This is a genomic window from Pseudaquabacterium terrae, assembly GCF_013266755.1.
Lineage (GTDB): Bacteria > Pseudomonadota > Gammaproteobacteria > Burkholderiales > Burkholderiaceae_C > Pseudaquabacterium > Pseudaquabacterium terrae.
In genome coordinates, this window is sequence record NZ_JABRWJ010000001.1 from 805,310 (window position 1) to 829,442 (window position 24,133).

Annotated in this window: 24 protein-coding genes; 16 read left to right on the forward strand and 8 right to left on the reverse strand. The window is 69.5% G+C overall.

The annotated features are described in order from the left end of the window. Positions 1 to 23: 23 nt before the first annotated feature. The 6 genes from HLB44_RS03700 to HLB44_RS03725 are packed head-to-tail and all read right to left on the reverse strand — an operon-like array spanning position 24 to position 6,956. Positions 24 to 809 (reverse strand): lysophospholipid acyltransferase family protein, encoded by a 786-nt coding sequence (locus HLB44_RS03700; protein ID WP_425500762.1) that lies wholly within the window; start codon positions 807 to 809, stop codon positions 24 to 26. Then, on the reverse strand, positions 809 to 1,408 hold the full coding sequence (gene gmhB / locus HLB44_RS03705) for a D-glycero-beta-D-manno-heptose 1,7-bisphosphate 7-phosphatase (protein ID WP_173120702.1): 600 nt from the start codon (positions 1,406 to 1,408) through the stop codon (positions 809 to 811). Before gmhB ends, HLB44_RS03700 begins: the two co-directional genes overlap by 1 nt. A gap of 26 nt (positions 1,409 to 1,434) precedes the next feature. Further along, positions 1,435 to 3,540, reverse strand: a complete 2,106-nt coding sequence (glyS, locus tag HLB44_RS03710; protein ID WP_173120704.1) for a glycine--tRNA ligase subunit beta — start codon at positions 3,538 to 3,540, stop codon at positions 1,435 to 1,437. Beyond that, the gene (glyQ, locus tag HLB44_RS03715) at positions 3,537 to 4,463 is read right to left on the reverse strand and encodes a glycine--tRNA ligase subunit alpha (RefSeq protein WP_173120706.1); all 927 of its coding nucleotides are present in this window, start codon (positions 4,461 to 4,463) and stop codon (positions 3,537 to 3,539) included. Before glyQ ends, glyS begins: the two co-directional genes overlap by 4 nt. Positions 4,464 to 4,500: 37 nt before the next feature. Next, entirely contained in the window at positions 4,501 to 6,078 is a 1,578-nt protein-coding gene (gene lnt / locus HLB44_RS03720) for an apolipoprotein N-acyltransferase (RefSeq protein ID WP_246312022.1), read from the reverse strand. Between the two features lie 5 nt (positions 6,079 to 6,083). Further along, positions 6,084 to 6,956: a transporter associated domain-containing protein gene (locus tag HLB44_RS03725; RefSeq protein WP_173120708.1), complete on the reverse strand. Its 873-nt coding sequence runs from the start codon at positions 6,954 to 6,956 to the stop codon at positions 6,084 to 6,086. 154 nt (positions 6,957 to 7,110) lie between these two features. Between HLB44_RS03725 and HLB44_RS03730 the strand changes: the two genes are divergently transcribed. The 5 genes from HLB44_RS03730 (at position 7,111) to hslU (ending at position 12,914) form a co-directional block, all read left to right on the forward strand. Then, the gene (locus HLB44_RS03730; protein ID WP_173120710.1) at positions 7,111 to 8,160 is read left to right on the forward strand and encodes a CobW family GTP-binding protein; all 1,050 of its coding nucleotides are present in this window, start codon (positions 7,111 to 7,113) and stop codon (positions 8,158 to 8,160) included. A 190-nt stretch (positions 8,161 to 8,350) separates the two neighbouring features. Continuing rightward, positions 8,351 to 9,112 (forward strand): RNA polymerase-binding protein DksA, encoded by a 762-nt coding sequence (gene dksA, locus HLB44_RS37030; protein WP_173120712.1) that lies wholly within the window; start codon positions 8,351 to 8,353, stop codon positions 9,110 to 9,112. Between the two features lie 16 nt (positions 9,113 to 9,128). Beyond that, entirely contained in the window at positions 9,129 to 10,964 is a 1,836-nt protein-coding gene (locus tag HLB44_RS03740) for an STAS domain-containing protein (protein WP_173120714.1), read from the forward strand. A gap of 53 nt (positions 10,965 to 11,017) precedes the next feature. Continuing rightward, complete coding sequence (gene hslV, locus HLB44_RS03745; RefSeq protein WP_173120716.1) at positions 11,018 to 11,566, forward strand: ATP-dependent protease subunit HslV; 549 nt, start codon at positions 11,018 to 11,020, stop codon at positions 11,564 to 11,566. 4 nt (positions 11,567 to 11,570) lie between these two features. Continuing rightward, complete coding sequence (gene hslU / locus HLB44_RS03750) at positions 11,571 to 12,914, forward strand: ATP-dependent protease ATPase subunit HslU (RefSeq protein ID WP_173120718.1); 1,344 nt, start codon at positions 11,571 to 11,573, stop codon at positions 12,912 to 12,914. A 15-nt stretch (positions 12,915 to 12,929) separates the two neighbouring features. Here the strand turns inward: hslU and HLB44_RS03755 are convergent, their stop codons facing one another. Then, positions 12,930 to 13,697 carry a type III pantothenate kinase gene (locus tag HLB44_RS03755; protein WP_173120720.1) on the reverse strand — a complete coding sequence of 256 codons (768 nt, stop codon included), beginning with the start codon at positions 13,695 to 13,697 and terminating at the stop codon, positions 12,930 to 12,932. 124 nt (positions 13,698 to 13,821) lie between these two features. Here HLB44_RS03755 and HLB44_RS03760 point away from each other — a divergent pair, with 124 nt between their 5' ends. The 11 genes from HLB44_RS03760 to HLB44_RS03810 all read left to right on the forward strand — a co-directional run bounded on the left by HLB44_RS03760 (position 13,822) and on the right by HLB44_RS03810 (position 23,610). Continuing rightward, positions 13,822 to 14,517, forward strand: coding sequence for an energy transducer TonB (locus HLB44_RS03760; protein WP_246312023.1), 696 nt, complete (start codon positions 13,822 to 13,824; stop codon positions 14,515 to 14,517). 12 nt (positions 14,518 to 14,529) lie between these two features. Next, complete coding sequence (locus tag HLB44_RS03765; RefSeq protein WP_173120724.1) at positions 14,530 to 15,273, forward strand: MotA/TolQ/ExbB proton channel family protein; 744 nt, start codon at positions 14,530 to 14,532, stop codon at positions 15,271 to 15,273. 19 nt (positions 15,274 to 15,292) lie between these two features. Then, on the forward strand, positions 15,293 to 15,712 hold the full coding sequence (locus tag HLB44_RS03770) for an ExbD/TolR family protein (RefSeq protein WP_173120726.1): 420 nt from the start codon (positions 15,293 to 15,295) through the stop codon (positions 15,710 to 15,712). Positions 15,713 to 15,808: 96 nt separating this feature from the next. Beyond that, positions 15,809 to 18,088, forward strand: a complete 2,280-nt coding sequence (locus HLB44_RS03775; protein WP_173120728.1) for a TonB-dependent receptor — start codon at positions 15,809 to 15,811, stop codon at positions 18,086 to 18,088. A gap of 20 nt (positions 18,089 to 18,108) precedes the next feature. Beyond that, positions 18,109 to 18,786, forward strand: a complete 678-nt coding sequence (locus HLB44_RS03780; protein WP_173120730.1) for a Fe2+-dependent dioxygenase — start codon at positions 18,109 to 18,111, stop codon at positions 18,784 to 18,786. Between the two features lie 29 nt (positions 18,787 to 18,815). After that, complete coding sequence (locus HLB44_RS03785) at positions 18,816 to 19,865, forward strand: alpha-hydroxy acid oxidase (protein ID WP_173121325.1); 1,050 nt, start codon at positions 18,816 to 18,818, stop codon at positions 19,863 to 19,865. Positions 19,866 to 19,889: 24 nt separating this feature from the next. Then, positions 19,890 to 20,483 (forward strand): hypothetical protein, encoded by a 594-nt coding sequence (locus HLB44_RS03790; RefSeq protein WP_246312024.1) that lies wholly within the window; start codon positions 19,890 to 19,892, stop codon positions 20,481 to 20,483. Positions 20,484 to 20,945: 462 nt separating this feature from the next. After that, positions 20,946 to 21,107 carry a hypothetical protein gene (locus tag HLB44_RS03795; protein ID WP_173120732.1) on the forward strand — a complete coding sequence of 54 codons (162 nt, stop codon included), beginning with the start codon at positions 20,946 to 20,948 and terminating at the stop codon, positions 21,105 to 21,107. A 57-nt stretch (positions 21,108 to 21,164) separates the two neighbouring features. Beyond that, positions 21,165 to 21,425 (forward strand): hypothetical protein, encoded by a 261-nt coding sequence (locus tag HLB44_RS03800; protein WP_173120734.1) that lies wholly within the window; start codon positions 21,165 to 21,167, stop codon positions 21,423 to 21,425. Beyond that, complete coding sequence (locus HLB44_RS03805; protein ID WP_246312025.1) at positions 21,425 to 22,717, forward strand: DUF2855 family protein; 1,293 nt, start codon at positions 21,425 to 21,427, stop codon at positions 22,715 to 22,717. Before HLB44_RS03800 ends, HLB44_RS03805 begins: the two co-directional genes overlap by 1 nt. A 53-nt stretch (positions 22,718 to 22,770) precedes the next feature. Then, positions 22,771 to 23,610 carry an HDOD domain-containing protein gene (locus tag HLB44_RS03810; protein ID WP_173120736.1) on the forward strand — a complete coding sequence of 280 codons (840 nt, stop codon included), beginning with the start codon at positions 22,771 to 22,773 and terminating at the stop codon, positions 23,608 to 23,610. Here the strand turns inward: HLB44_RS03810 and HLB44_RS03815 are convergent. Then, entirely contained in the window at positions 23,607 to 24,089 is a 483-nt protein-coding gene (locus tag HLB44_RS03815) for an Lrp/AsnC family transcriptional regulator (protein WP_173120738.1), read from the reverse strand. The genes HLB44_RS03810 and HLB44_RS03815 overlap by 4 nt on opposite strands. Positions 24,090 to 24,133: the final 44 nt, after the last annotated feature.

The window sequence follows — 24,133 nt, forward strand, 5'->3', positions numbered from 1 at the left end:
GACCCTACGCGCCGCGCGGAGCTTTAGGCTTCGGATTGCCGCGCCGCGGCCACCGGCGGCACCTGCCCGGCGTAAGCCTCGGGGTCGATGCGCCGCATCTCGGCCTCGATCCAGGCCTCGACTTCGCGCATCAGCTCGTCCGGCTGGCGGCCCTCGACCGGGATCGGCCTGCCGATCGAGATGTCGATCACCCCGGGCTTCAGCAGGAAGCTCTTGCGCGGCCAGCAGCGCGCCGAGTTGACGGCGATCGGCACGATCGGCGTGCCGGTGGTGATCGCCAGCCGGCTGGCGCCGCTCTTGTAGGTGCCCTGTTGGCCGCGCTCGCTGCGCGTGCCTTCGGGGAACATGATGACCCACAGCCCCTGCGCCATCAGCGCCTTGCCCTGCTCGGCGACCTTGTTCCAGGCTTCGGTGCGCTTGCTGCGATCGATGTGGATCATGTCGAGGCGGGCCATCGCCCAGCCGAAGAACGGGATGTAGAGCAGCTCGCGCTTGAAGACGTAGCACAGCGGGTGCGGCATCAGCGCCGGGAATGCGAAGGTCTCCCAGGTCGACTGGTGCTTCGGTGCCAGCAGCACGGCGGCCTTCTCGTCCTGCGCGGTCGGCAGGTGCTCCATTCCGGAGATGCGGTGGCGCACGCCGCAGATCACGCGCGCGCCCCAGATCGCCACCCGCAGCCAGCCGGCGCACATCCAGTACACCGGGCGGCCGCGCACGAAGATCGAGAACACCAGCACCGACAGCGCCCAGGGCACGACGGTGACCGCCAGCCACAGCACGAAGAGCATCGAACGAACGGCGGACAGCATCAGTGCAGCTCTCCGGGACCGGAGATCGTGGCGTGGTCACGCCGCAGCAGGTGCTCGGCAAAGGCGCCCAGGCTGGTGTGCACTTCGGTACCCGGCACCTGCGCCAGCATGCGCTGGATCTGCGACGCATCGAGCCCGGCCGAGCGGCCCGACAGCACCAGGTGCGCCTCGCAGCCGGCGGCCCGCGCGGCCTGCAGGTCGCGCAGCGTGTCGGCGACCATCGGCACCAGCTTCAGGTCGATGCCGTAGCGGCGGCCGATCTCGCGCATCAGGCCGGGCAGCGGCTTGCGGCAATCGCAGCCGTCCTGTGGCGTGTGCGGGCAGAAGAACACCGCGTCGACGCGGCCGCCCACCGTCATCAGCCGCTGCAGCATGTGCGTGTGCACGGCATTGACCGAGGCCATGTCGATCATGCCGCGACCGATGCCGCTCTGGTTCGTCGCGACGACGCAGTGCCAGCCGGCATGGTTCAGCCGCGCGACGGCTTCGAGCGCGCCGTCGATCGGGTGCCACTCCTCGGGCGCCTTGACGTGATCGTCACGGTACTCGTTGAGGATGCCGTCACGGCCCAGGATCACCAGCTTGACGACCGGTTGCATCGCTCACGCTCCTTGTTCGATCGGCTTCAGGATGCCAGCCGGGACAGGTCGGCGACGCGGTTCATCGCCGCATGCAGGCCGGCCAGCAGCGCGAGCCGGTTGTTGCGCAGCGCCGCGTCGTCGGCATTGACCATCACAGTATCGAAGAAGGCATCGACCGGCGCCTTCAGCGCCGCCAGCGCCTGCAGCGATGCGCTGTAGTCGCCGCGCGCGAACGCCGCGTCGGCGGCCGGCTGCACCGCTTGCAGCGCCTCGTGCAATGCGGCTTCGGCGGGCTCCCTCAGCAGCGCGGCCTGCACCGCTACCGGGGCACCGGCCTCGGACTTCTTCAGGATGTTGCCGACGCGCTTGTTCGCCGCCGCCAGCGAGGCCGCCTCGGGCAGCGCGGCGAAGGCGCGCACGGCGGCCAGCCGCTTCGGAATCTCGGCCCAGCGCTCGGGACGCGCTTCGACGACCGCATCGACTTCCTGCGCGCTGTAGCCCTGCTCGCGCAGGTAACCGGCGAGGCGTTCGCGCAGGAAGAAGCCGACCTCGGCCTGCGCCTGGCCGTGCGTCGCCGCAAACGCACCGAACGCATTGCCGACCAGGCGGTGGATCTCCAGCGGCAGCTCGGCTTCGATGAGCATGCGGATCACGCCGAGCGCATGGCGGCGCAGCGCGAACGGATCCTTGTCACCGGTGGGGATCTGGCCGATGCCGAACAGGCCCGCCAGCGTCTCGAGCTTGTCGGCCAGCGCGACCGCCAAGCCGACCGGATGGCGCGGCAGCGCATCGCCGGCGAAACGCGGCCGGTAGTGGTCCTCGATCGCCAGTGCGATGTCCTCGGTCTCGCCGTCGTGGCGCGCGTAGTAGCCGCCCATCACGCCCTGCAGTTCGGGGAACTCGCCGACCATGTCGGTCAGCAGGTCGGCCTTGGCGAGCAGCGCCGCACGATCGGCGGCGGCGGCCAGCACCTCGCCGCCCAGCGCCAGGCCGATGCCGCGCGCGATCGAGCGCACGCGCTGCGACCGTTCGCCCTGCGTGCCGAGCTTGTTGTGATAGACGACCTTGTCGAGGCCGCCGACGCGCTCGGCCAGCGGCTTCTTGCGGTCCTGGTCGAAGAAGAACTTCGCGTCGGCCAGCCGCGGGCGCACCACGCGCTCGTTGCCGCCGATCACCGCCGACGCATCGGCCGGGCGGATGTTGCTGACGACGAGGAACTTGTGCGTCAGCCGGCCGGCGGAGTCGAGCAGCGGAAAGTACTTCTGATTGGCCTTCATCGTCAGGATCAGGCACTCCTGCGGCACCGCGAGGAACTCTTCCTCGAAGCGGCACAGCAGCACGTTCGGCCGCTCGACCAGGGCGCAAACCTCGTCGAGCAGCGCGTCGTCGTCGATCGGCTGCAGGCCCTGCTCGGCGGCCTTCGCGGCCAGCTGGCGGTTGATCTCGGCGCGGCGCGCGTCGAAGCTGGCGATGACCGCGCCTTCGCTTTCGAGTTGCGCGGCATACGTGTCGGCATTGCGCAGCACGACCGGATTGACCGACGCCTCGAACCGATGACCCTGCGTCGTGCGGCCGGCGTTCAGGCCGAGCGCGCTGATCGGCACGACCTGGTCGCCATGCAGCGCGACGAGGCCGTGCGCCGGACGCACGAAGTTCACGCTCGACCAGCCGTCGGCGAGCTGGTAGCTCATGACCTTCGGAATCGGCAGCTTGCTGATCGCCTCGTCGAACGCGCGCTGCAGGCCCTCGGCCAGCGTGGCGCCCGCTACCACGCTGTCGAGGAACAGCGCTTCGGCCTTGCCATCCTGCGCGCGCTTGAGCGTCGGCACGACCGACGCACCGGCGCCGAGTGCGGCCAGCTTCTTCAACAAGGCCTGCGTCGGCGCGCCGGACGCATCGAGTGCGACGGCGACCGGCATCAGCTTCTGCTGCACCGGCTTGTCGGCGGCCTTCGCGGCGACGCTGGCGACATGCACGGCGAGCCGCCGCGGCGAGGCGAACGGCATGACCGCGGCGCCGGCCGCGATCAGGCCCTGCGCCTGCAGCGATGCGGCGAGCGTGGCGGCGAAGGATTCACCGAGCTTCTTCAGCGCCTTCGGCGGCAGCTCCTCGACGAACAGCTCGACGAGCAGATTCTTGTTCGTGCTCATGTCGTCAAGCCGCCTTCTTTTCCAAGTCCACGCAGCACCTCGTCGGCCCAGGCCTTCGGCGCCATCGGGAAACCCAGCCGCGCGCGGCTGTCGACGTAACTCTGCGCCACCGCCCGCGCCAGGTTGCGGATGCGGCCGATGTAGCCGGCCCGCTCGGTGACGCTGATCGCGCCGCGCGCATCGAGCAGGTTGAAGCTGTGGCCGGCCTTCAGCAATTGTTCGTAGGCCGGCAGCGCGAGCTGTGCCTCCATCAGGTGCTTGCTCTGCCGTTCGTGCGCGGCGAAGGCCTGCAGCAGGAACTCGACGTCGCTGTGCTCGAAGTTGTAGGTGCTCTGCTCGACTTCGTTCTGGTGGTAGACGTCGCCGTAGCTCAAGCCATCCGTCCACTTCAGCTGATAGACGCTCTCGACGCCCTGCAGGTACATCGCCAGGCGCTCGAGGCCGTAGGTGATCTCGCCGGTGATCGGCTTGCAGTCGATGCCGCCGACCTGCTGGAAGTAGGTGAACTGCGTCACCTCCATGCCGTTGAGCCAGACCTCCCAGCCCAGGCCCCAGCAGCCGAGCGTGGGGTTCTCCCAATCGTCCTCGACGAAGCGGATGTCGTTCTTCTTCAGGTCGAAGCCGACCGCTTCGAGCGAGCCGAGGTAGAGCTCGAGGATGTTCTCGGGCGCCGGCTTCAGCACCACCTGGTATTGGTAATAGTGCTGCAGGCGGTTCGGGTTGTCGCCGTAGCGGCCGTCCTTGGGGCGGCGGCTGGGCTGCACGTAGGCGGCTTTCCAGGGCTCGGGGCCGAGCGCGCGCAGGAAGGTCGCGGTATGGCTGGTGCCGGCGCCGACTTCCATGTCGTAGGGCTGCAGCAAGGCGCAGCCTTGGGCGCCCCAGTAGTCCTGGAGACGCAAGATCAGTTGCTGGAAGCTGAGCATCGGTGGCTCGTCGGCGACGGAAGGTAAACCGCGAAGTTTACCGGCGAGGCTGTGCGGCAAGGATGATCAGCAGCCCCCAGGCCGCGAGCAGCAGCGGCCACAGGCCGATGCGCGCGACCCACGCGGCATACGGCGTGCGGCCCGCGCGCCCCTGCACCGGCCCGACCAGCACACCGCGGGTGAAGGGCCGCAGCTGGGCCGTGACCTGGCCGCGGTGGTCGACGATCGCCGTCGCACCGGTGTTGGTCGAACGCAGCATCGGCCGCTGCAGCTCCAGCGTGCGCATGCGCGACATGTTCAGGTGCTGCGGCACGGCGATCGTGTCGCCGAACCAGCCGATGTTGCTGACGTTGGCCAGCACCGTGGGCGCCGTCTCGTCGTGCCGAAAGCGCAGCGCGAGCTCCTCGCCGAACAGGTCTTCGTAGCAGATGTTCGGCGCGATGCGTTCGCCGGCCGTCACGAACGAGGGCGCGTTGGGTTCGCCGCGCGTGAAGTCGCCGAGCGGGATGTTCATCAGGTTCGTGAACCAGCGAAAGCCGAGCGGGATGAATTCGCCGAACGGCACCAGGTGCACCTTGTCGTAGCGATACGGGGTGCGCCCCCCCAGCCCGACCACCGAGTTGCTGTAGTCCGACGCCGCGAGGTCGCCGAGCGGCACGCCGATCAGCGCCGCCGGCCGGCCGGCACCTTCGAAGTGCGCGCGCAGCGCCGGCCAGTACGCCGGGTCGAACTCCTCGAGCTGCGCCGGCAGCAGCGGCACCGCCGTCTCGGGCGCGATCACCAGGTCGCCGCCGGCCTCGGTCAAGGCGCCGGCCACCCAGGCGAGCGCGGCCGGCAGGTGCTCGGCGGCGAACTTCTGGTCCTGCGCGACGTTGGTCTGCAGCAGCGTGACCTGCAGCGTGCGCGTCGGCTGCGTGAAGTCGATCGGGCCGATGGCATCCGGCAGCAGCCACAGCGCGACGCCGCCGATCAGCGCCGGCAGAACCGCTTGCCGGGCCGCCCGCCGGACCGCTGGCGCCGCATCGGTCGGGCCGCGGCGCAACATCACGGCGAACCACGCCTCGCCGCAAAAGGCCAGCAAGGCGGCACTGCCGGCCGCGAGCATGCCGACGCCGTAGACGCCGATCCACGGCGCCCACACGGCCAGCGGCCCGTCGACCTGCGCATAACCGCTGGCGCCCCACGGAAAGCCGCTGAACACCAGGCCGCGCGCCAGCTCGGCCGCGCCCCAGGCCACGGCGAAGAGCGCCGCGTCCACCACCGGCGGCCCGCGCCGCGCCCGCGCGAACACGGCCAGCGCAAGGGCCAGGAAGGCGGCCAGCGCCAGCGCCAGCAACAACACCGCGATCGCCGCGAGCGGCGCCGCCAGGCCGCCGTAGCGGTGCATGCTGATGAAGAGCCACCAGGTGCTGGTCGCGAACCACGCGGTGCCGAAGACCGCGCCGAGCAGCGCGGCACGGCGCGGTGTCGCGCTGCGCACGCGCGCCGCCAGCCAGATCACGCACAGCAGCTGAAGCGGCCAGGCCCAGGTGTGCACGAGGGCCAGCGTCTGCAGCGCCCCGAGCGCGGCGGCCAGCCCGACGTCGGCCCGAACGGCCGCCACGCGCGGAAACAAGGCCGTCAGGCCCCGCCGTCGGCGGCGGCGCTCGCGCGCGTGGTCTTGAACCAGCGCACCGCACCGCCTCGCGTGAGCATCACCTGGAACGCGAGGCCGCCGACCTCCACCGTCTCGCCGCGGCGCGGCACGCGGCCGAGCTCATGCGCGACCAGCCCGCCGATGGTGTCGAAATCGTCGGACGGCAGTGCCGTGGCGAAGGCCTGGTTGACCGCGGCGATCGTCGTGTCGCCGGCGACACGCTGCGAGCCGTCCGCCAGCGTGTAGATGCCGCTCTCGGCCTCGTCGTCGTCGAACTCGTCCTCGATCTCGCCGACGATCTCCTCGAGCACGTCCTCGATCGTCAGCAGCCCGGCGATGTTGCCGAACTCGTCGATGACGATCGCCAGGTGGTTGCGGTTCGAGCGGAAGTCGCGCAGCAGTTCGTTGAGGTCCTTCGACTCGGGCACGAAGACCGCCGGCCGCAGCAGCGTGCGCAGGTTCAGCTCCGGCGCGCGCTGCAGCTTCAGCAGGTCCTTGGCCATCAGGATGCCGATGATGTTCTCGCGCTCGCCGTCGAAGACCGGAAAGCGCGAGTGGCCGGTCTCGATCACCGCGTTGAGCACTTCCTCGTAGGGCGAGTCGATGGCCAGCAGGTCCATGCGTGGCGCCGCGACCATCACGTCGCCAGCCGTCAGGTCGGCCATCCGGATCACGCCTTCGAGCATCAGGCGTGACTCGGGCGCGATCAGCTCACGGTGCTCGGCATTGGCCAGCGTCTCCATCAGCGCGTCGCGCGAATCGGGGCCGGGCGAGACGAACTCGACCAGCCGTTCGAAGAAGCTGCGCCTCTCGCCGCCAGCGCGTTGCGCCGGGCGGCCGGAAGGGGGTTCTGACACGTCGGGTGTCGGTAGTCGCGATGGGCCGGAGAATACCCCAGGCGCCCGCCAGGGGAGGACCGGACTGTGGTTGACAGCACCGACCCCTTGCAACAAAGTCTGCCGCCCCCAAATGGCCGCCTGACCTTCTCCTCCCTCGCCTCCCGGAGTCTTCATGTCCAACGGCCTCATTCCCGCGACCATCCTGACCGGCTTTCTCGGCAGCGGCAAGACGACGCTGCTCAAGCGCGTGCTGACCGAAGCCCACGGCCAGAAGATTGCCGTGATCGAGAACGAATTCGGCGAGGAGAACATCGACAACGACATCCTGGTGATGGACTCGCAGGAGCAGGTGATCCAGATGAGCAACGGCTGCGTCTGCTGCACCATCCGCGAGGACCTGCGCTCGACGCTCGCCGACCTGGCCGAGAAGCGCCGCAAGGGTGAGCTGGACTTCGACCGCGTCGTCATCGAGACCACCGGCCTGGCCGATCCGGGCCCGGTTGCGCAGACCTTCTTCATGGACGACGAGATCGCCGAGAGTTATCTGCTCGACTCGATCCTGACGCTGGTGGACGCCAAGCATGCCGACCAGCAGCTCGACACGCGCCAGGAGGCGCGCCGCCAGGTCGGCTTCGCCGACCAGATCTTCATCAGCAAGACCGACCTGGTCGACGAAGGCTCCGTGCACGAGCTGACGCATCGGCTCAAGCACATGAACCCGCGCGCACCGCAGCAGAAGGTGCACTTCGGCGAAGTGCCGCTGGCGCAGGTGTTCGACCTGCGCGGCTTCAACCTGAACTCCAAGCTGGAGATCGATCCGGAGTTCCTGTCGGCCGACGAGCACGACCACGATCATGGTCACGACCATGATCACGACCACGAGCATGGCGAGCACTGCGACCATCCGCATCACCATGCGCACGACGACGACGTGAAGTCCTTCGTCTTCCGCGCCGACCGGGCCTTCAACGCGGCCAAGCTGGAAGACTTCCTCGGCTCGATCGTCCAGGTCTACGGTCCGAAGCTGCTGCGCTACAAGGGGGTGCTGCTGATGAAGGGCAGCGACCGCAAGGTGATCTTCCAGGGCGTGCACCAGCTGATGGGCAGCGATCTCGGCCCGAAGTGGCTGCCGGGCGAGAAGAAGCAGAGCAAGATGGTGTTCATCGGCATCGACCTGCCGCGCGAGATCCTGCTGCAAGGGCTCGAAGGCTGTCTCGTGTGAACTGTCCAGCCCCCAGCTCATTGCATTCGCGGCCCCCGAGGGGCGCCCAGGCGGCTTGGGAGCGGCCCGGCGCCGCCTGCGGCACCCCCCTCAGATCCGTGTCTACAATCCGCGCGCCCAAAACCCGACGCCGGAAAGCGCCCCGTGTCAGGGCAGATACAGGTATAAAGCCAGTGCGAGGAGTTCCGAAGTGAGCAAGACCTCGGCCAAAAGCCCGGCCACCGAGAAGCCCGCCGCACCCCGCAAGGCGCCCGCGGCGGCCGGGGCGCCCGCGCCTGCTGCCAAGACCACCGCCAAGGCCGCGTCGGCCAAGGCGCCCGCTGCCAAAGGCGCGGACCCACGCGACCCTGCCATCGGGGCCGCACATGCCAGCGATGCAGTCCAGGTCGCCGTCGCCGCGCCGGCGCCGGGAAACCGGTTCTCGGACCGGTTTTCCCCTCCCAAGCCCCCTGCTCGTGGATTCCCCGAACCGATGGAAACTGTCAAGCCTGCCGTCAAGGCAGATCCGAAGCTCGCCAATGCCTGGAAGTCCAAGGCCGGCCGCGACCTGACCGAAGCCGAGCTTCTGGCGATGCCGGAAGCCGAGTACATGAACGACAAGCAGCTCGACTTCTTCCGCGGCCGACTGCAGGCGCTGAAGGACGATCTGCTGTCGAACGCCGGCGAAACCACCGAACACTTGCGCGAAGACACGTCGATCGTCCCTGATCCGGCGGACCGCGCGACGATCGAGGAAGAGCACGCGCTCGAGCTGCGCACGCGCGATCGCGAGCGCAAGCTGCTGAAGAAGATCTCTCAATCGCTCGGCCGCATCGAGGCCGGCGACTACGGGTACTGCGACGAGACCGGTGAACCGATCGGCCTCGGCCGCCTGCTGGCCCGGCCGACGGCGACGCTGTCGCTCGAAGCCCAGCAGCGCCGCGAGATGAAACAGAAGATGTTCGGCGACTAAAGGCCAGACCGAAGACATGGCCGACTCCAAGGACGGCGAAAGCTTTCTGCGCAAGGTCGTTCGCTTCGTGGCCAATCCGGCCACGGACTGGTCCGACATCAATTCGCGCCAGGAAGACAGCCGCGACCTGGACCTGGAGCGGTCCGAGCTGAAGGCGATGGTCGAGCGCAAGCGGCGCAACGACTTCGTTCGCAAGCGCGAGTTCGACATGCTGCGCCGGCTGCGCCGCGAAGGTCTGTCGCCGGAGCAGCTGGCGGCGCTCGGCGGTTCGTCGCGCATCGACGACTCCGAGGTCCGCCTGGCCGAGGGCGGCGGCGCGCGCCAGGACGTGCGCGTCAAGGCCAAGATCGACGAGATCGAGCAGCAGATGGTCGGCGAGGGCGTGCGTCCGTCCAGCACCAAGCGCTCGCCCGGCTTCTACAACGCGCCGACGCAGCCGGTGGCCTTCCACCCGAGCCAGGCACCGGCCGATGACGGTGACGACGACGGCGACGATGTCGACCGGCTGCCGGCGCTGCCGCCGTTGCCCGCCTTCGACGTGCCGCCGGCGGCTGCGCCCGCACCGGCCGTGATGGGCGCCGGCATGGCGCCGTTGCGGCCGGCCGAACCGGCGCGTCCATCACCACCGATGCCGGCGCCGGTCGCCAAGGCTCCAGCGCCCGCGCCGACCCCGGCGCCCGCCCCGGCCGCCATCGCCCCGGCACCGGGACAGCGCAGCAGCGCCGGCGACTTCGGTACCAACGCCGTCGAGGTCAGCGAGGTCGTTCACGATCCCGAGCTCGATGAGGCGGTGATCGCCTTCGCCAACGCCGACTTCACGCATTGCGAAGACGCGCTGACGCAGCTCGTCAAGGAAGGCAGCGAGCGCTACCAGCATCCCGAGACCTGGCACGTGCTGTTCGACCTGTACCGGGCGACCGGACAGCAGCAGAAGTTCGAAGGCCTGGCGCTCGACTACGCCAACCTGTTCGACAGCTCGTCGCCGCAGTGGTACTCGCTGCCGAAGCGCGTGGCCGATGCCGCGGCCGCTGAAGAACGCCCGAAAGCGCCGCGCGCGCAGACCGGCGAGGTCGGCTGGGTGTGCACCGAGGTGCTGGACCTCGACGCGATCTCGCGCCTGCGTTCGGCGACGCTGCAGCTGCCGCTGCCCTGGGTGCTCGACTGGGCTGCGCTGCGCGGCATCGAGACCGAGGCCGCCTCGCAGTTGACCGACCTCTTCCGCCAATGGGCCAAGCAACGCATCGAGATGCGCTGGCAGGCCGGCGAGCAGCTGTTCACCACGCTGCAGGAAGCCGCGCCGACGGGCGTGCGCGATGCCGACCCGGTGTTCTGGATGTGCCGGCTCGAGGCGCTGCGGCTGACCAACCGGCCCGACCAGTTCGACGAGACGGCGATCGACTATTGCGTGACCTACGAGGTCTCGCCGCCGTCGTGGGAACGCAGCGAGTGCACCGTGCGCCTGGCCGGCAGCACGCACACCAGCAGCGGCCAGCCGGTGTCCACCGTCAACGAGGTCTCGACCGGCTTTCTCGAGTCGAGCCTGCTCGACGACCCGCAAGGCGGCGGTGCGCAGGTGGCGACCGTCGAGCTGTCGGGCCAGTTGATCGGCGACATCGGCGCGACCCTGAAGGTGATCGACGGCAAGCTCGCCGCCGCGCCGCTGGTCACGGTGTCGTGCTCGCGGCTGATCCGGGTCGACTTCATCGCCGCGGGCGACCTGCTGAACTGGGTGCTGGCCAAGCGCGGCCAGAACCGCAGCGTCACCTTCACCGACGCCCATCGCCTCGTCGCGCTGTTCTTCGGCGCGATGGGCATCAACGAGCACGCGCGCGTGCAAGTGCTGCGAGACTGACCGCAGCGGTCGTGCCGCCGTCCGGCGGCAGCTCCTTCTTCCCCGGTACTCGCATGGAACCCTTCCACGGCACCACCATCGTCAGCGTGCGTCGGCAGACGCCGCAGGGCTGGCAAGTCGCGCTCGGCGGCGACGGCCAGGTGACGCTCGGCAACATCGTCGTCAAGGCCAGCGCGCGCAAGGTGCGCAAGCTCTACCGCGACCAGGTGCTCGCCGGCTTTGCCGGCGCGACCGCCGACGCGTTCACCTTGTTCGAACGCTTCGAGGCCAAGCTGGAGAAGCACCAGGGTCACCTGGTGCGCTCGGCGATCGAGCTGACCAAGGACTGGCGCACCGACCGTGTGCTGCGCCGGCTGGAGGCGATGCTGGCGGTCGCCGACCGCGAGGCGAGCCTGATCATCACCGGCAACGGCGACGTGCTCGAACCCGAGCTGGGCATCATCTCGATCGGTTCGGGCGGCGCTTATGCGCAAGCCGCGGCACGGGCATTGCTGCAGCACAGCGAGATGAGTGCGGCCGACATCGTCAAGCAGTCGCTGGTCATCGCCGGCGACCTGTGCATCTACACCAACCAGAACCACACCATCGAGACCCTCGGGTGATCCGATGAGCATGACCCCGCAAGAAATCGTCTCCGAGCTCGACCGCCACATCGTCGGCCAGGCCGCCGCGAAACGCGCGGTCGCCATTGCGCTGCGCAACCGTTGGCGGCGCCAGCAGGTCGACGAGAAGCTGCGCTCGGAGATCACGCCGAAGAACATCCTGATGATCGGCCCGACCGGCGTCGGCAAGACCGAGATCGCAAGGCGCCTGGCCAAGCTGGCCGATGCGCCGTTCATCAAGGTCGAGGCGACCAAGTTCACCGAGGTCGGCTACGTCGGCAAGGACGTCGACACCATCGTTCGCGACCTGGTCGACATGGCCGTCAAGCAGGAACGCGAAGCGGCGATGAAGCGCCAGCGCACGCGCGCCGAAGAGGCCGCCGAAGAGCGCATCCTCGATGCGCTGGTGCCGCCGCCGCGCGAAGCCGGCTTCGGCTTCGCCGCGTCGGCGCCGCCGCCGCCGGCTGCCGACAACACCGCACGCCAGGTGATGCGCATGCGCCTGCGCGAGGGCACGCTCGACGACAAGGAGATCGAGATCGAGATCACCGAGTCGCGCGGCGGGCTGGACATCATGACGCCGCCGGGCATGGAGGAGATGGCCGAGCAGCTCAAGGGCATGTTCTCGCAGCTCGGCCAGGGCCGGAAGAAGACGCGCAAGCTGCGCATCGCCGAGGCGCAGCAGCTGCTGGTCGACGAAGAGGCGGCCAAGCTGGTCAACGACGAGGAGATCAAGACCCGCGCGCTGACCAATGCCGAACAGAACGGCATCGTCTTCATCGACGAGATCGACAAGGTCGCCTCGCGCAGCGAGCACGGCGGCGCCGAGGTCTCGCGCCAGGGCGTGCAGCGCGACCTGCTGCCGCTGGTCGAGGGCACGACGGTCAGCACCAAACACGGCATGGTGAAGACCGACCACATCCTGTTCATCGCGTCGGGGGCGTTCCACCTCGCCAAGCCGAGCGACCTGATCCCCGAGCTGCAGGGGCGCTTTCCGATCCGCGTCGAGCTCGGCTCGCTGTCGGTCGACGACTTCGAGGCGATCCTGACCAGCACGCACGCCAGCCTGATCAAGCAGTACCAGGCGCTGCTGGCGACCGAGGGCGTGACGCTGGACATCGCGCCCGAAGGCATCCGGCGCCTGGCGCAGATCGCCTTCGACGTCAACGAGCGCACCGAGAACATCGGCGCGCGGCGCCTGGCGACGGTGATGGAGCGACTGCTCGACGAGGTCAGCTTCGATGCACCGAAGCTGTCGGGGCAGGCCGTGCACATCGATGCAGCGGCGGTGGACGCGAAGCTCGGCGAGCTCGCGCGCAACGAAGACCTGTCGCGCTACATCCTCTGAGGGCCGCGCGGCGCGCTACAGCGCCAGCCGGTGCGACTGCAGCACCAGCAGCCCGTCGAAGATCAGCGAATCGACGAGCTCGTGCTCGAGCTCCATCGTCGGCGCGACCTTCCAGCCGGCGCCGCCGGTCACCAGCGTCAGCGGCGGCTCGCCGGAGTGCACGGCCAGGTGCCGGTGCATGCGCTCGATCGCGCCGGTGATCGCATAGGTGCCGCCGCTGGTCAGTGCGTCGCTGGTATTGGTCGGGAACTTGACGACCTCGCCGGTCGGCACGCGCAGGCCGGCGGTGCCGCTTTCCAGCGCGCGCAGCATGATGCCGTGGCCGGGCAGGATCAGGCCGCCGAGGAACTTGCCTTCGGCATCGACCGCGTCGACCGTCACCGCGGTGCCGATCATCACCACCAGCACCGGCCGCACGACGCCGCGTGAGAGCACGTGGTGCCGGGCGCCGATCTGCGCGACGAAACGATCGGTGCCGAGCCGCGGCGGATGGTCGTAGCCGTTGTGGATGCCGCCGGCGTGGGCGCTGGAGACGACCCAGCGCGGCTCGATGTCCCAGATCTCGAGCTGCTCCTCGACGCGCCGGCGGATCGCATCACCGGCGACGTTGCAGCCGAGCACGCTCGACGGCGGCGCGAGCGTCTTCCAGTCGCCCTCGGCCAGGTGATCGATGTTCTCCAGGAACACCGCCCCATGCGACAGCACCGCGGCGCCGGGTTGCGGCGAGCCGTACAACGACCACTTCAGCCGCGTATTGCCGATGTCGATGGCGAGGAAGCTCATGGCCGGCAAGGGTAGCAGGGGCGCCAAAGGCGTGCCGGTGAGCGGCGTTGTCGCCGGGCCACGATGCTGTTTACGAATCATTCGCATTACCGTTATGATTCGCCGCCCCATGACTCCACGCGCCTTGCCCCTGCACGTTCGCGCCGCGCCGCTGCCGCTCGCCCGCCATCGCGGCGAATCGAGCCGCGCCGAGCGGCGCTGGCTGGTCGCCGGCGTGGCCGGCGTGCACCTGCTGGCGCTGTGGGGCCTGCTGCAGGTCGAGGCCGTGCGCGAAGCGGTGCGCGAGCTGTCGCCGCTGATCGTCGAGTTCGTGGCGGTCGAAGCGCCGCCGAAGCCCGCTCCCCCGCCACCACCGCGCCAGCCGATACCACTGCCGCGCGTGGTGCCGCCTGCGGTGATCGCCCCAGCCCCGTCGCCGACGCCCGCGCCCACGCCTTTCGTCGTGCCGGCGCCCGAGCCGGCGCCCGCTCCGGTGATCATCGCCGCCGAGGCCCCGCCGGCACCGCACGCCCCGCCGCCGGCGCCCGCGCCGACTCCGAAGCGCCTGCCGCCGAGCGCCGTGCGCTACCGCGTCCAGCCCCCGATCGAAGTGCCGATGGCGTCGCGCCGGCTCGGCGAATCGGGCACCGTGCTGCTGCGCGTGCTGGTCGGCACCGATGGCCGGCCGCGGCAGATCACGCTGCACAAGTCCTCCGGCTTCGCACGCCTGGACGAGCAGGCCCTGCAGGCAATGCGCCGCGCGCTGTTCGAGCCCTACACCGAGAACGGCGTCGCGCTCGAAGGCGAAGTGACGGCGCCGCTCGAATACGTCATCGAATAACTCCTGAAGAACATGGACAACCCGACCCTCGGCTTCGGCCACTTCCTGACGCAGACCGATGCGCTGGGCAAGACCCTGCTCGCGATCCTGGTGCTGATGTCGATCGCCTCGTGGGCGCTGGTGGCCGTGAAGGGCCTCGCGCAATGGCGCCGGCGCCAGCGCGGCGCGGCCTTCCTCGCCACCTTCTGGAATGCGCCGACGCTGGACGCCGTGCGCCACGAGTTGGCGACGCACGGCGCGCACGATCCGTTCTCGCACCTGAGCGCCCATGCGCTGCATGCGCAGGAGCACCACGCGCGCCACGGCGCGACGCGGCTGGCCGATGCCGGCACGGCGAGCGAATTCATCACCCGCACGATCCGCAAGGTGCTCGACGAAGAGACGATGCGCATGGAAAGCGGGCTGACGACGCTGGCCACCGTCGGCGCGACCGCGCCCTTCGTCGGTCTGTTCGGCACGGTCTGGGGCGTCTACCACGCACTCGTCGCGATCGGCCTGTCGGGCGCCGGCACGCTCGACAAGGTGGCCGGCCCGGTCGGCGAGGCGCTGATCATGACCGGCCTGGGCCTCGCCGTCGCGATTCCCGCGGTGATCGCCTACAACGCCTTCACCCGCGGCAACCGCGTGCTGGCGGCCCAGCTCGATGCCTTCGCGTTCGAGCTGCACAGCTTCCTGACGCTCGGCGAAGCGCCCGGCGCCGCAGCCGCGCAGGCCGACGGCGGCACGGTGCGCGTGCTGAAGCCCGCTGCGGCCTGACGGCGAAAGGACGCGTCCCATGGCCTTCGCCTCCTTCGACGGCAAACGCGGCGCGGCGCCGATGGCCGAGATCAACATGGTGCCGCTGATCGACGTGATGCTGGTGCTGCTGGTGATCTTCATCGTCACCGCGCCGCTGCTGACACACGCGGTGAAGCTCGACCTGCCGAAGGCGAGCGCCGACGTCAACCCCCTGAAGCCCGAGCGCATCGAATTCGCGATCGATGCCGCCGGCGTGCGCTTCTTCAACGGCGAGGCCGTCAGCCGCACGCAGGCGGCGGAGCGCTTCGTGCAGGCCGCACAGCGCCAGCCGCTGCCGGAGCTGCACCTGCGCGCCGACCAGGCCGTGGCCTATCGCGCGGTCGCCGAGACGCTGGCCGATGCCTCGAAGGCCGGCCTGACGAAGATCGGCTTCGTCAGCGAACCCGACGCGCGCTGAGCAGCGCGCTCCGCACCCTTCCCCCTTCCCAGCCAGCGCCGCCGGCGAAGCCCGGCAGCGCAAGCCAGTGTCTTGTCTGTTCCTGGAGTGATCGAGATGTCCCAAGACAAACACCGCGCCCTGCCGCTCTTGCCGCTGGGCGCCCTGGCAGCCGGCTTCGGCCTGGCCGGCATGGCGGCCGCACAGACGCCGCCGGCCGCACCGGCCCCCGCAACGCCGGCCAGCGCGCCGGCCGACACCAAGGACACCGTGCTGCCGACGGTCAAGGCCAAGGCCAGCGCCGTGCGCCAGGGCAAGGACAGCGTGCAGGCGACGACGACATCGATCGGCAAGGGCACGCAGGAACTGCGTGACATCCCGCAGTCCGTCACCGTCGTCACCGAGCGCCTGATCGACGACCGCAACCTCGACACGCTGAAGGAGGCGCTGCACAACACCGCCGGCATCAGCTTCCAGGCCGCCGAAGGCGGCGAAGAGGACATCCGCCTGCGCGGCTTTTCGCTCAACTCCACCGGCGACATCTTCATCGACGGCATCCGCGACCCGGCGTTCTACGAGCGCGACACCTTCAACGTCGACCGGCTGGAAGTGCTGCGCGGCTCGGCCTCGGTGCTGTTCGGCCGCGGCTCGACCGGCGGTGCGGTGAACCAGGTCAACAAGCAGCCGCTGCTGTTCGGCCGCAACGAGGTCGACCTGACGCTGGGCTCGGGCAGGTACGCGCGCGCCACCGCGGACCTCAATGTCCGCACCGGCGAGAACGCGGCGCTGCGCGTCAATGTCATGAAGACCGATGCCGACCAGTGGGGCAACTTCATCGACAAGGAAGGCCTCGCGGCAACGTTCGCCTTCGGCATCGGCACGCGCGACGAGTTCAGCGCCGGCATCTACCACCTCGACAACCACAACGGCGTGCACTACGGCATGCCGTGGCTCGCGCCCACCGCCGGCTCCACCGACCGCGTGCTGGTGCCGGCCGACCCGAAGAACTATTACGGCGCGGCGAGTGACTACAGCGCCGGCGGCGCCGACTACGCGACGCTGTCGCACATCCACCGCTTCGGCCTCGACGGCGAGTTGAAGACGGTGCTGCGGGTGGCCAAGTTCGAGCGCGACCTGCGCGCCAGCGCGGTCCGCTTCTGCACGCGCAATGCGACCACCGGCGCCAATCCCGAGTGCCCCGCCACCGCGCCGGCGCTCGCGACGATCAACGCCAACACGATCCTGACCCGCGGCAACAACAACAAGATCCAGGACCTCGACACCGTCCAGTTCCAGAGCGACTACAGCGGCCGCTTCACGCTTGGCGGCATCAAGAACGCATTGCAGGCCGGCGTCGATGCGTCGAAGGAGGAGTTCACCAACTTCGGCGCCGCCAACCCGCCCGGCGTGACGATCACCAAGCCGAAGACGACGCTCGGCACGCCGAACGACGGCGGCAGCGTGGACGAAGCGCTGCGCGTGCTGTCGGTCAACCGGACCTTCGAGGCCAAGGCCTTCGGCCTCTACGCGCAGAACCTGATGCAGCTCCACCCGCAGTGGAAGCTGCTCACCGGCCTGCGCTGGGACCGCTTCGAGGGCGACTACAACACGCCGCAGATCGGCACCACGGCGCCGACGCAGCGCGCACGCAGCGACTCGCTGTGGAGCAAGCGGATCGGCGTGCTGTACCAGCCGAGCGCCTTCCAGTCCTACCACCTGTCGTACGGCACCTCGTTCAACACGTCCGGCGACACCTACCAGTACGACGCGCTCAGCAGTAACACGCCGCCCGAAGGCAGCCGGAACTTCGAGCTCGGCGGCAAGCTCGACCTCGCCGACGGCAACCTGAGCCTGCGCTTCGCGCTGTTCCATGCGGTCAAGACCAACGAGCGCAACCGCGACGAGCTCACCGTCAACGCCACCAACTACGTGCTGTCCGGGCAGCGCCACGCCGCCGGCATCGAGCTGGACGTGGCCGGCCGCATCGCGCCGGCATGGGAGGTGTTCGCGTCCTACGCCTTCATCCCGGATGCCGAGATCGACAAGGCCTCGTCGGTCAACGGCACGACGCTGCAGGGTGAACGTGTCGGCGCCCGGCCGGGCGGCACGCCCAAGCACAGCGGCACGGTGTGGACGACCTACAAGCTCGGCAGCGCCTGGCGCGTGGGCGGCGGCATCAACGTCCGCAGCGCCGATGCGCCGCCGCTGGTCGAGACCTTCAAGGCGCCGGCCTACACGACCGGCGACCTGATGGCGGAGTACGTGCTGAAGGATCTGAGCTTCAAGCTCAACGTCACGAATGTCACGAACAAGCTGTACGCGGATATCCTGTACCGCGGTCACTACATCCCGGGCAAGCCCCGCACGGTGCAGTTGACGACCAGCTACCGCTTCTGACGCTCTCCGCCCTTCGCACCATGCTGCTGCAGATCCCCGACGTGCTCGACGCCGAGGCCCTGCAGCGCGCGCGCGAACTGCTGGCAAACGCCGACTGGACCGAGGGCCGGCTGAGCGCCGGCCCGCAGGCCGCACAGGTCAAGCGCAACCAGCAGCTCGACGCCGGCGGCGAGGCGGCGCGCGGGTTGCGCGCGTTGGTGCTCGAAGCGATCGAGCGGCACCCGCTGTTCTTCTCGGCGGCGCTGCCCAAGCGCGTGCTGCCGCCGCTCTTCAACCGCTACGCCGGCGCGAGCAACGAATACGGCGATCACGTCGACCAGGCGATCCGCTATGCCGGCGACGAGCGCGTGCGCACCGACCTGTCGTGCACGCTGTTCCTCAGCGATCCAGCGGACTACGACGGCGGCGAGCTGGTGATCGAGCACGGCTTCGGCGCGCAGCGCATCAAGCTCGCGGCCGGCGCGCTGGTGCTGTACCCCGGCACCAGCGTGCACCGCGTCGAACCGGTCACGCGGGGTGAACGCCTGGCGAGTTTTTTCTGGGTCGAGAGCATGGTGCGCCGCGACGACCAGCGCCAGCTGCTGTTCGACATGGACATGGCGCTGATGCGGCTGCGCGCCGAGCACGGCGAATCGCCCGAGACGGTGCGGTTGACCGGCACGTACCACAACCTGCTGCGCATGTGGGCCGACAGCTGAGCGCGATCAACCTGCACGACTACGAGGCGATGGCCGAAGCGCAGCTCGACGCGCGGGCCTGGGCCTACCTCGCCGGCGGCGCGGGCGACGAGCGCACGCTGCGCGACAACCGCGCGGCGTGGGACCGGTTGCGGCTGCTGCCGCGCCTGCTGCGGCCGCTGGCGGGCGGTCACACACGCCAGGAGCTGTTCGGCCGCACGTTGGCGCATCCGATCCTGCTGGCACCGGTGGCCTATCAGCAGCTCGCGCATCCGGACGGCGAACTGGCCAGCGCACTCGCCGCCGCCGCACAAGGCGCCGGCCTGGTGCTGAGCACGCTGGCCGGCACGCGGCTCGAAGCGGTCGCGCAGCGGGTGCTGCCCGAAACAAGCCGCGGCCCGCTGTGGTTCCAGCTCTACTTCCAGCACGACCGTGCATTCACCGCCGAGCTGGTCCAGCGCGCCGAAGCCGCGGGCTACGAGGCACTGGTGGTGACGGTCGATGCGGCGACGAGTGGCGCGCGCGATCGCGAGCGCCGCGCCGGTGTCCGCCTGCCGTCGACGATGGCGGTCAATCTGAAGGACCTTCCGGCGCGGCCGCCGCGGACAGCCACGCCCGGCGGCAGCGCCTTGTTCGACGATCTGCTGCATGCGGCACCGACCTGGGACGACCTCGACTGGCTGGTCGGCCGCACCCGCCTTCCGCTACTGCTGAAGGGCGTGCTGCACCCGGACGATGCCCGTCAGGCTGCGGCGGCCGGCGTGGCCGGCCTGATCGTCAGCAACCACGGCGGCCGCACGCTCGACACCGCGCTCGCCACGGCGGACGCGCTGCCGCGCATCGTCGACGCGGTCGGCCCCGACCTGCCCTTGCTGGTCGACGGCGGCATCCGGCGTGGCACCGACGTGCTGAAGGCCCTGGCCCTGGGCGCCCGCGCCGTGCTGATCGGCCGGCCCTACGTGATGGCGCTCGCCGCCGCCGGTCCGCAGGGTGTCGCGCACGTGATCCGCCTGCTGCGCGACGAGCTCGAGATCGCGATGGCGCTCAGCGGCTGCCGGACCCTGGCCGACGTCACCCGGTCGTTGATCGTCACCCGCTGAGCAAGCGGCGTTTATCATCAGGGCATGTCTCCCGTGCCTGACGTCGCGCGCATCCGGCTCGACAACGCCCTGCTGCTCTTCGACGAGTTCGTCCAGGCCACCATCAGCGCTCCCGATGCCGCGACGCTGCGCGGCCTGGAGCGCCGCTTTGCCGAACGCCTGCAGATCCAGCCCAGCTACTGGAGCCAGATCAAGGGCCGCTCGCGCCAGATCGGCGAGCGGCTGGCGCGGCAGTTCGAACACCTGTGCCGCAAGCCGAACGGCTGGATGGACGTGCCGCACGGCCCGGGCACGCCCTCCGAGGCCGCGGCGGTGGCACCGGCCGATCACGGCGCCAGCCCGGTGCCGCAGGACGACGACGAGCGCTTCATCGTCGGCCTGGTGCTGACCTATTACCGCCGCCATCCGCAGCGCGCCCGCACGCGCCTGCTGGACCTGCTCGGTGAGGTGTTGACACCGCCGCCGCCCGCGGCATCGGCGCCGGCCTCGCCGACAGCGCGCAATCCGGGACGCCCAGGAGCGCCGCGACCACCCAGCCCGGCACCGGCCCCAGTGGATGACCACAAGCTGTGGGAAAGCCTTCAGGCCGGGGTCGCCCCCCTGAAGCGCAAGCGCTGATCGCCAAGCCCGACCGGCGGAGCCGCTGTCGCTAGCACGCAAAATGCGCGGCACCGCGATCGTCCGCTCGGGAGTTTCCCGTATCCCTGGATTTAGGGGCTTGCGCAAGATAAATGAACGTTTATCATCTGCGCAAGTCGTTGATCAAGCCCTCCACCGGGCGCCGAAGCCAGCGACGACACCCCCGATCAACCCCTCACCGTCCGAGTTCCCACTGTCCATGTTCGCTTCGCTGTCCTGTTCCGCCTCGTCCGCCGTGCTGCATGCATCGGCGTCGCCGGGCCACCAGGTCGCGGCACATGGTCAGGGCACCGGTCGAGGTATGGCAGGCGCTCCGCCGGGAGCCATGGCTGGCTAAACGCGACCCCGACGTCGCGCTACCCACCACGGCCCGGGCTGCCTGCAGCGCCCGGGCCGTTGTCATTTCCGGATTCCGATTCCCCTTGCCCGAGGAGGCAACCCATGAAGATCACCGTCAAGACTCTCAAGCCCCGCAATCCGCTGGTGGCTGCCTGCCTGCATCGCCTCGCCGGCTCCCACCGACGCGGAACCGCCGCCCTGCGCAACGCCGCCAAGCGTGAGCTGCAGCGCGAGCTGATGAAGGAACGACATCCCTGCACCTGAACCGCAGGCACCCCTCCCGGCCGTGGCCGGCGCAGGCGGAGCCCTTGGAGAACGACCATGAGCAAGAGTTTGCAAGGCTACTACGGCCCCCTCGCCGCCCCGAGCGGCAGCGTGATGCGGCGCGGCGCGGCGTTTGCGTTGCGCGGCGCGAGCAAGGCGCTCGCCCGCCTGTCGCGTCGGCTGCGCGCCGCCGAAGCCGGCCGCGGTGCGCGACGCGCGCCGGAGCTGGAGTTCTACGCCGAAGCCGGTGCGCCCGAGGGCGCGCTGTACGTCGATGGTGAGTACGTCGGCCATGTGCCCGGCGTACGCCGCCTGTGATGCCGCTGGACGCGGGCGCCGATCGCGGCGCCCGCCCCCTCATGCGCCACCCGGCGAACGGCGCCCACACCACCCTGCGCTCGACCGGGAGCCCCCGGGTGATCGATGATCGAACCCTGCCGGACGAGGAGCCGCTGATGACCGCCGCCAACGAACCGCTGCGCCTGCTGGTGAACCGCCAGAACCTGCGCGACACCTGCTTCGCGACTGACAACGACGCGCAGCGCCCACTGACCGATGGCGAGGCGCGATTGCGTATCGAGCAGTTCGCGCTGACGGCGAACAACATCACCTATGCCGCGTTCGGCGAGGCGATGAAGTACTGGGAGTTCTTCCCGACCGAGCAGCCGGCGCTCGGCTGCATCCCCGTGTGGGGCTTCGCGACGGTGGTCGAATCGCGCGCCGAGGGCGTGGCGGTCGGCGAGCGCTGCTACGGCTACTGGCCCATGGGCAGCTACCTGATCGTCGCGCCCGAACGGATCGACAGCCGCGGCTTCGTCGACGGCCGTGCCCACCGCGCCTCGCTGCCGGCCGTCTACAACCAGATCCAGTTCTGCCGTGCCGATCCCGCCTATCACGCGGCGAACGAAGCGCGCCAGGCGCTGCTGCGACCGTTATTCGTGACCTCGTTCCTGATCGATGACTTCCTCGCTGAACAGGACTTCTTCGGTGCCCGCCAGGTGCTGCTGTCCAGCGCTTCGAGCAAGACCGCCTACGGCACCGCGCTGTGCCTGTCCGGCCGCCAGCCCGACAGCGACATCACGGTCACCGGGTTGACGTCGCGCGCGAACCTGGCGTTCACGCAGTCTCTCGGCTGTTATGACCAGGTCCTGGCCTACGACGATCTGAGCAAACTGGATCGCGGATTGCCGACGGTTTACGTCGACATGTCCGGCAGCGCCGCGCAGCGGCTGGCGGTACACACGCACTTCAACGGCGCACTCAGCTACAGCTGCTCGGTCGGCGGAACGCACTGGGACGAACTGGGTCCAGGCGCGGGCTTGCCGGGCCCTCGTCCGACGCTCTTCTTCGCGCCGACCCAGCTGCGCAAACGTCTCAATCCTCCACCGGAGGGCTGGGGCCCGGCTGGATGGCAACAGCGCGTCGACGCGGCCTGGACGCGGCTGATGGCGGCAATGGATGGCGCTGATCGGCACCCCTGGCTGGTCGTCGAGTCGGCAACGGGTGCCGCCGCGGTGCGTCGAACCTATCTCGAGCTGCTCGAAGGGCGCAGCGACCCCCGGGCCGGCCACTTGCTCTCCTTTCATCCCGTGTCGCAGCCGGCGCCTTAAGGCCAGCGCGCGGACGCCGAAATCAGCGTTACGAGCCGGCTTCAATCGTCGCCATGCCACCCGCCCCGCCCTTCCTGTCGAACGCGCCCGCCGACGTCGCTGCCTGGATCGCCTGCTTCCAGCAGCGCGAAACCCCGGTGTTTGCGTCGACGGCGCGCGCCATCGCCGACCTGGGCGCGAACGAGGACGCGGTGGACGCGAACATGCTGTCCGAGGCGCTGTCGAACGATCCGCTGATGGTGCTGAAGCTGCTGCGCCATGTGGCTGAACGCCGCTCGGCGCGCGCCGTGACGGATGTCGAGACCGTCACCGCGGCCATCGTGCTGATGGGCATTCCGCCGTTCTTCCGTGCCTTCTCCGACCAACCGACCGTCGAGGATCGGCTCGCCAGCGATCCCCTGGCGCTCGAAGGCCTGCAAACCGTGCTGCTGCGCGCCAATCGGGCTGCTCAATTCGCGCTCGGGTTTGCGGTGCACCGCCTGGATCACGACGCGGCGGTCATTCACGAAGCCGCGCTGTTGCACGACTTCGCCGAGATGCTGTTGTGGGTCCACGCGCCGGCGCTGGCACGGAACATTGCTCTGCGCCAACGGGCCGAGCCGACGCTGCGGTCGGCGGATGTACAGCGCCAGCTGCTCAATGTGACGCTGTCCGATCTGCAGCAGGCGCTGATGAAGGCCTGGCGGTTGCCCGAGCTGCTGGTGCGCATCAGCGACGACCAGGCGAGCACCTCGCCACAGGTGCGCAATGTGCAACTGGCGATCCGCGTGGCCCGGCATAGCGCGCGCGGCTGGGACAACCCGGCCCTGCCGGACGACATCGCCGACATCGCCCAGCTGCTCAACATGAGCCACGACCCGACGCTGCAGCTGCTGCACGAGATCGACAGCTAAAGCGGCATCGCCCCGGTGCCCTTGATGCGCTCGAGCATGAAGCTCGACTTGCAGTCCTGCACGCTGGGGTGCTTCAGCAGCGTGTCCATGATGAATCGCGAGTAGTGCGTCATGTCGCGCACGACCACGCGCAACAGGTAGTCCATCTCGCCGCTCAGCGCGGCGCATTCGACGACCTCGGGCCAGGTCTGCACCGACGCCTTGAATGCATCCATCGGATTGCGCTTGTGGCTCTCGGTGTGCTTCTCGAGGCGCACGTTGATGTAGACGGTGAGCGCCAAGCCGATGCGCTCGGGCGGCACCAGCGCGACATAGCCGGCGATGACGCCGGTCTCCTCGAGCCGGCGCACGCGCCGCAGCGTTGCCGAGGCGGACAGGCCGATCTGCGCCGCCAGTGCATCGTAGGTCGTTCGACCGTCCGCCTGCAGCACCCGCAGAATGCGCGTATCGAGCGCATCAAGCACGGTTGATTCGTCCATTCGGGGATTTTGCAGGATTGGTGTGTCGCGCTGCCGCGGCGAGC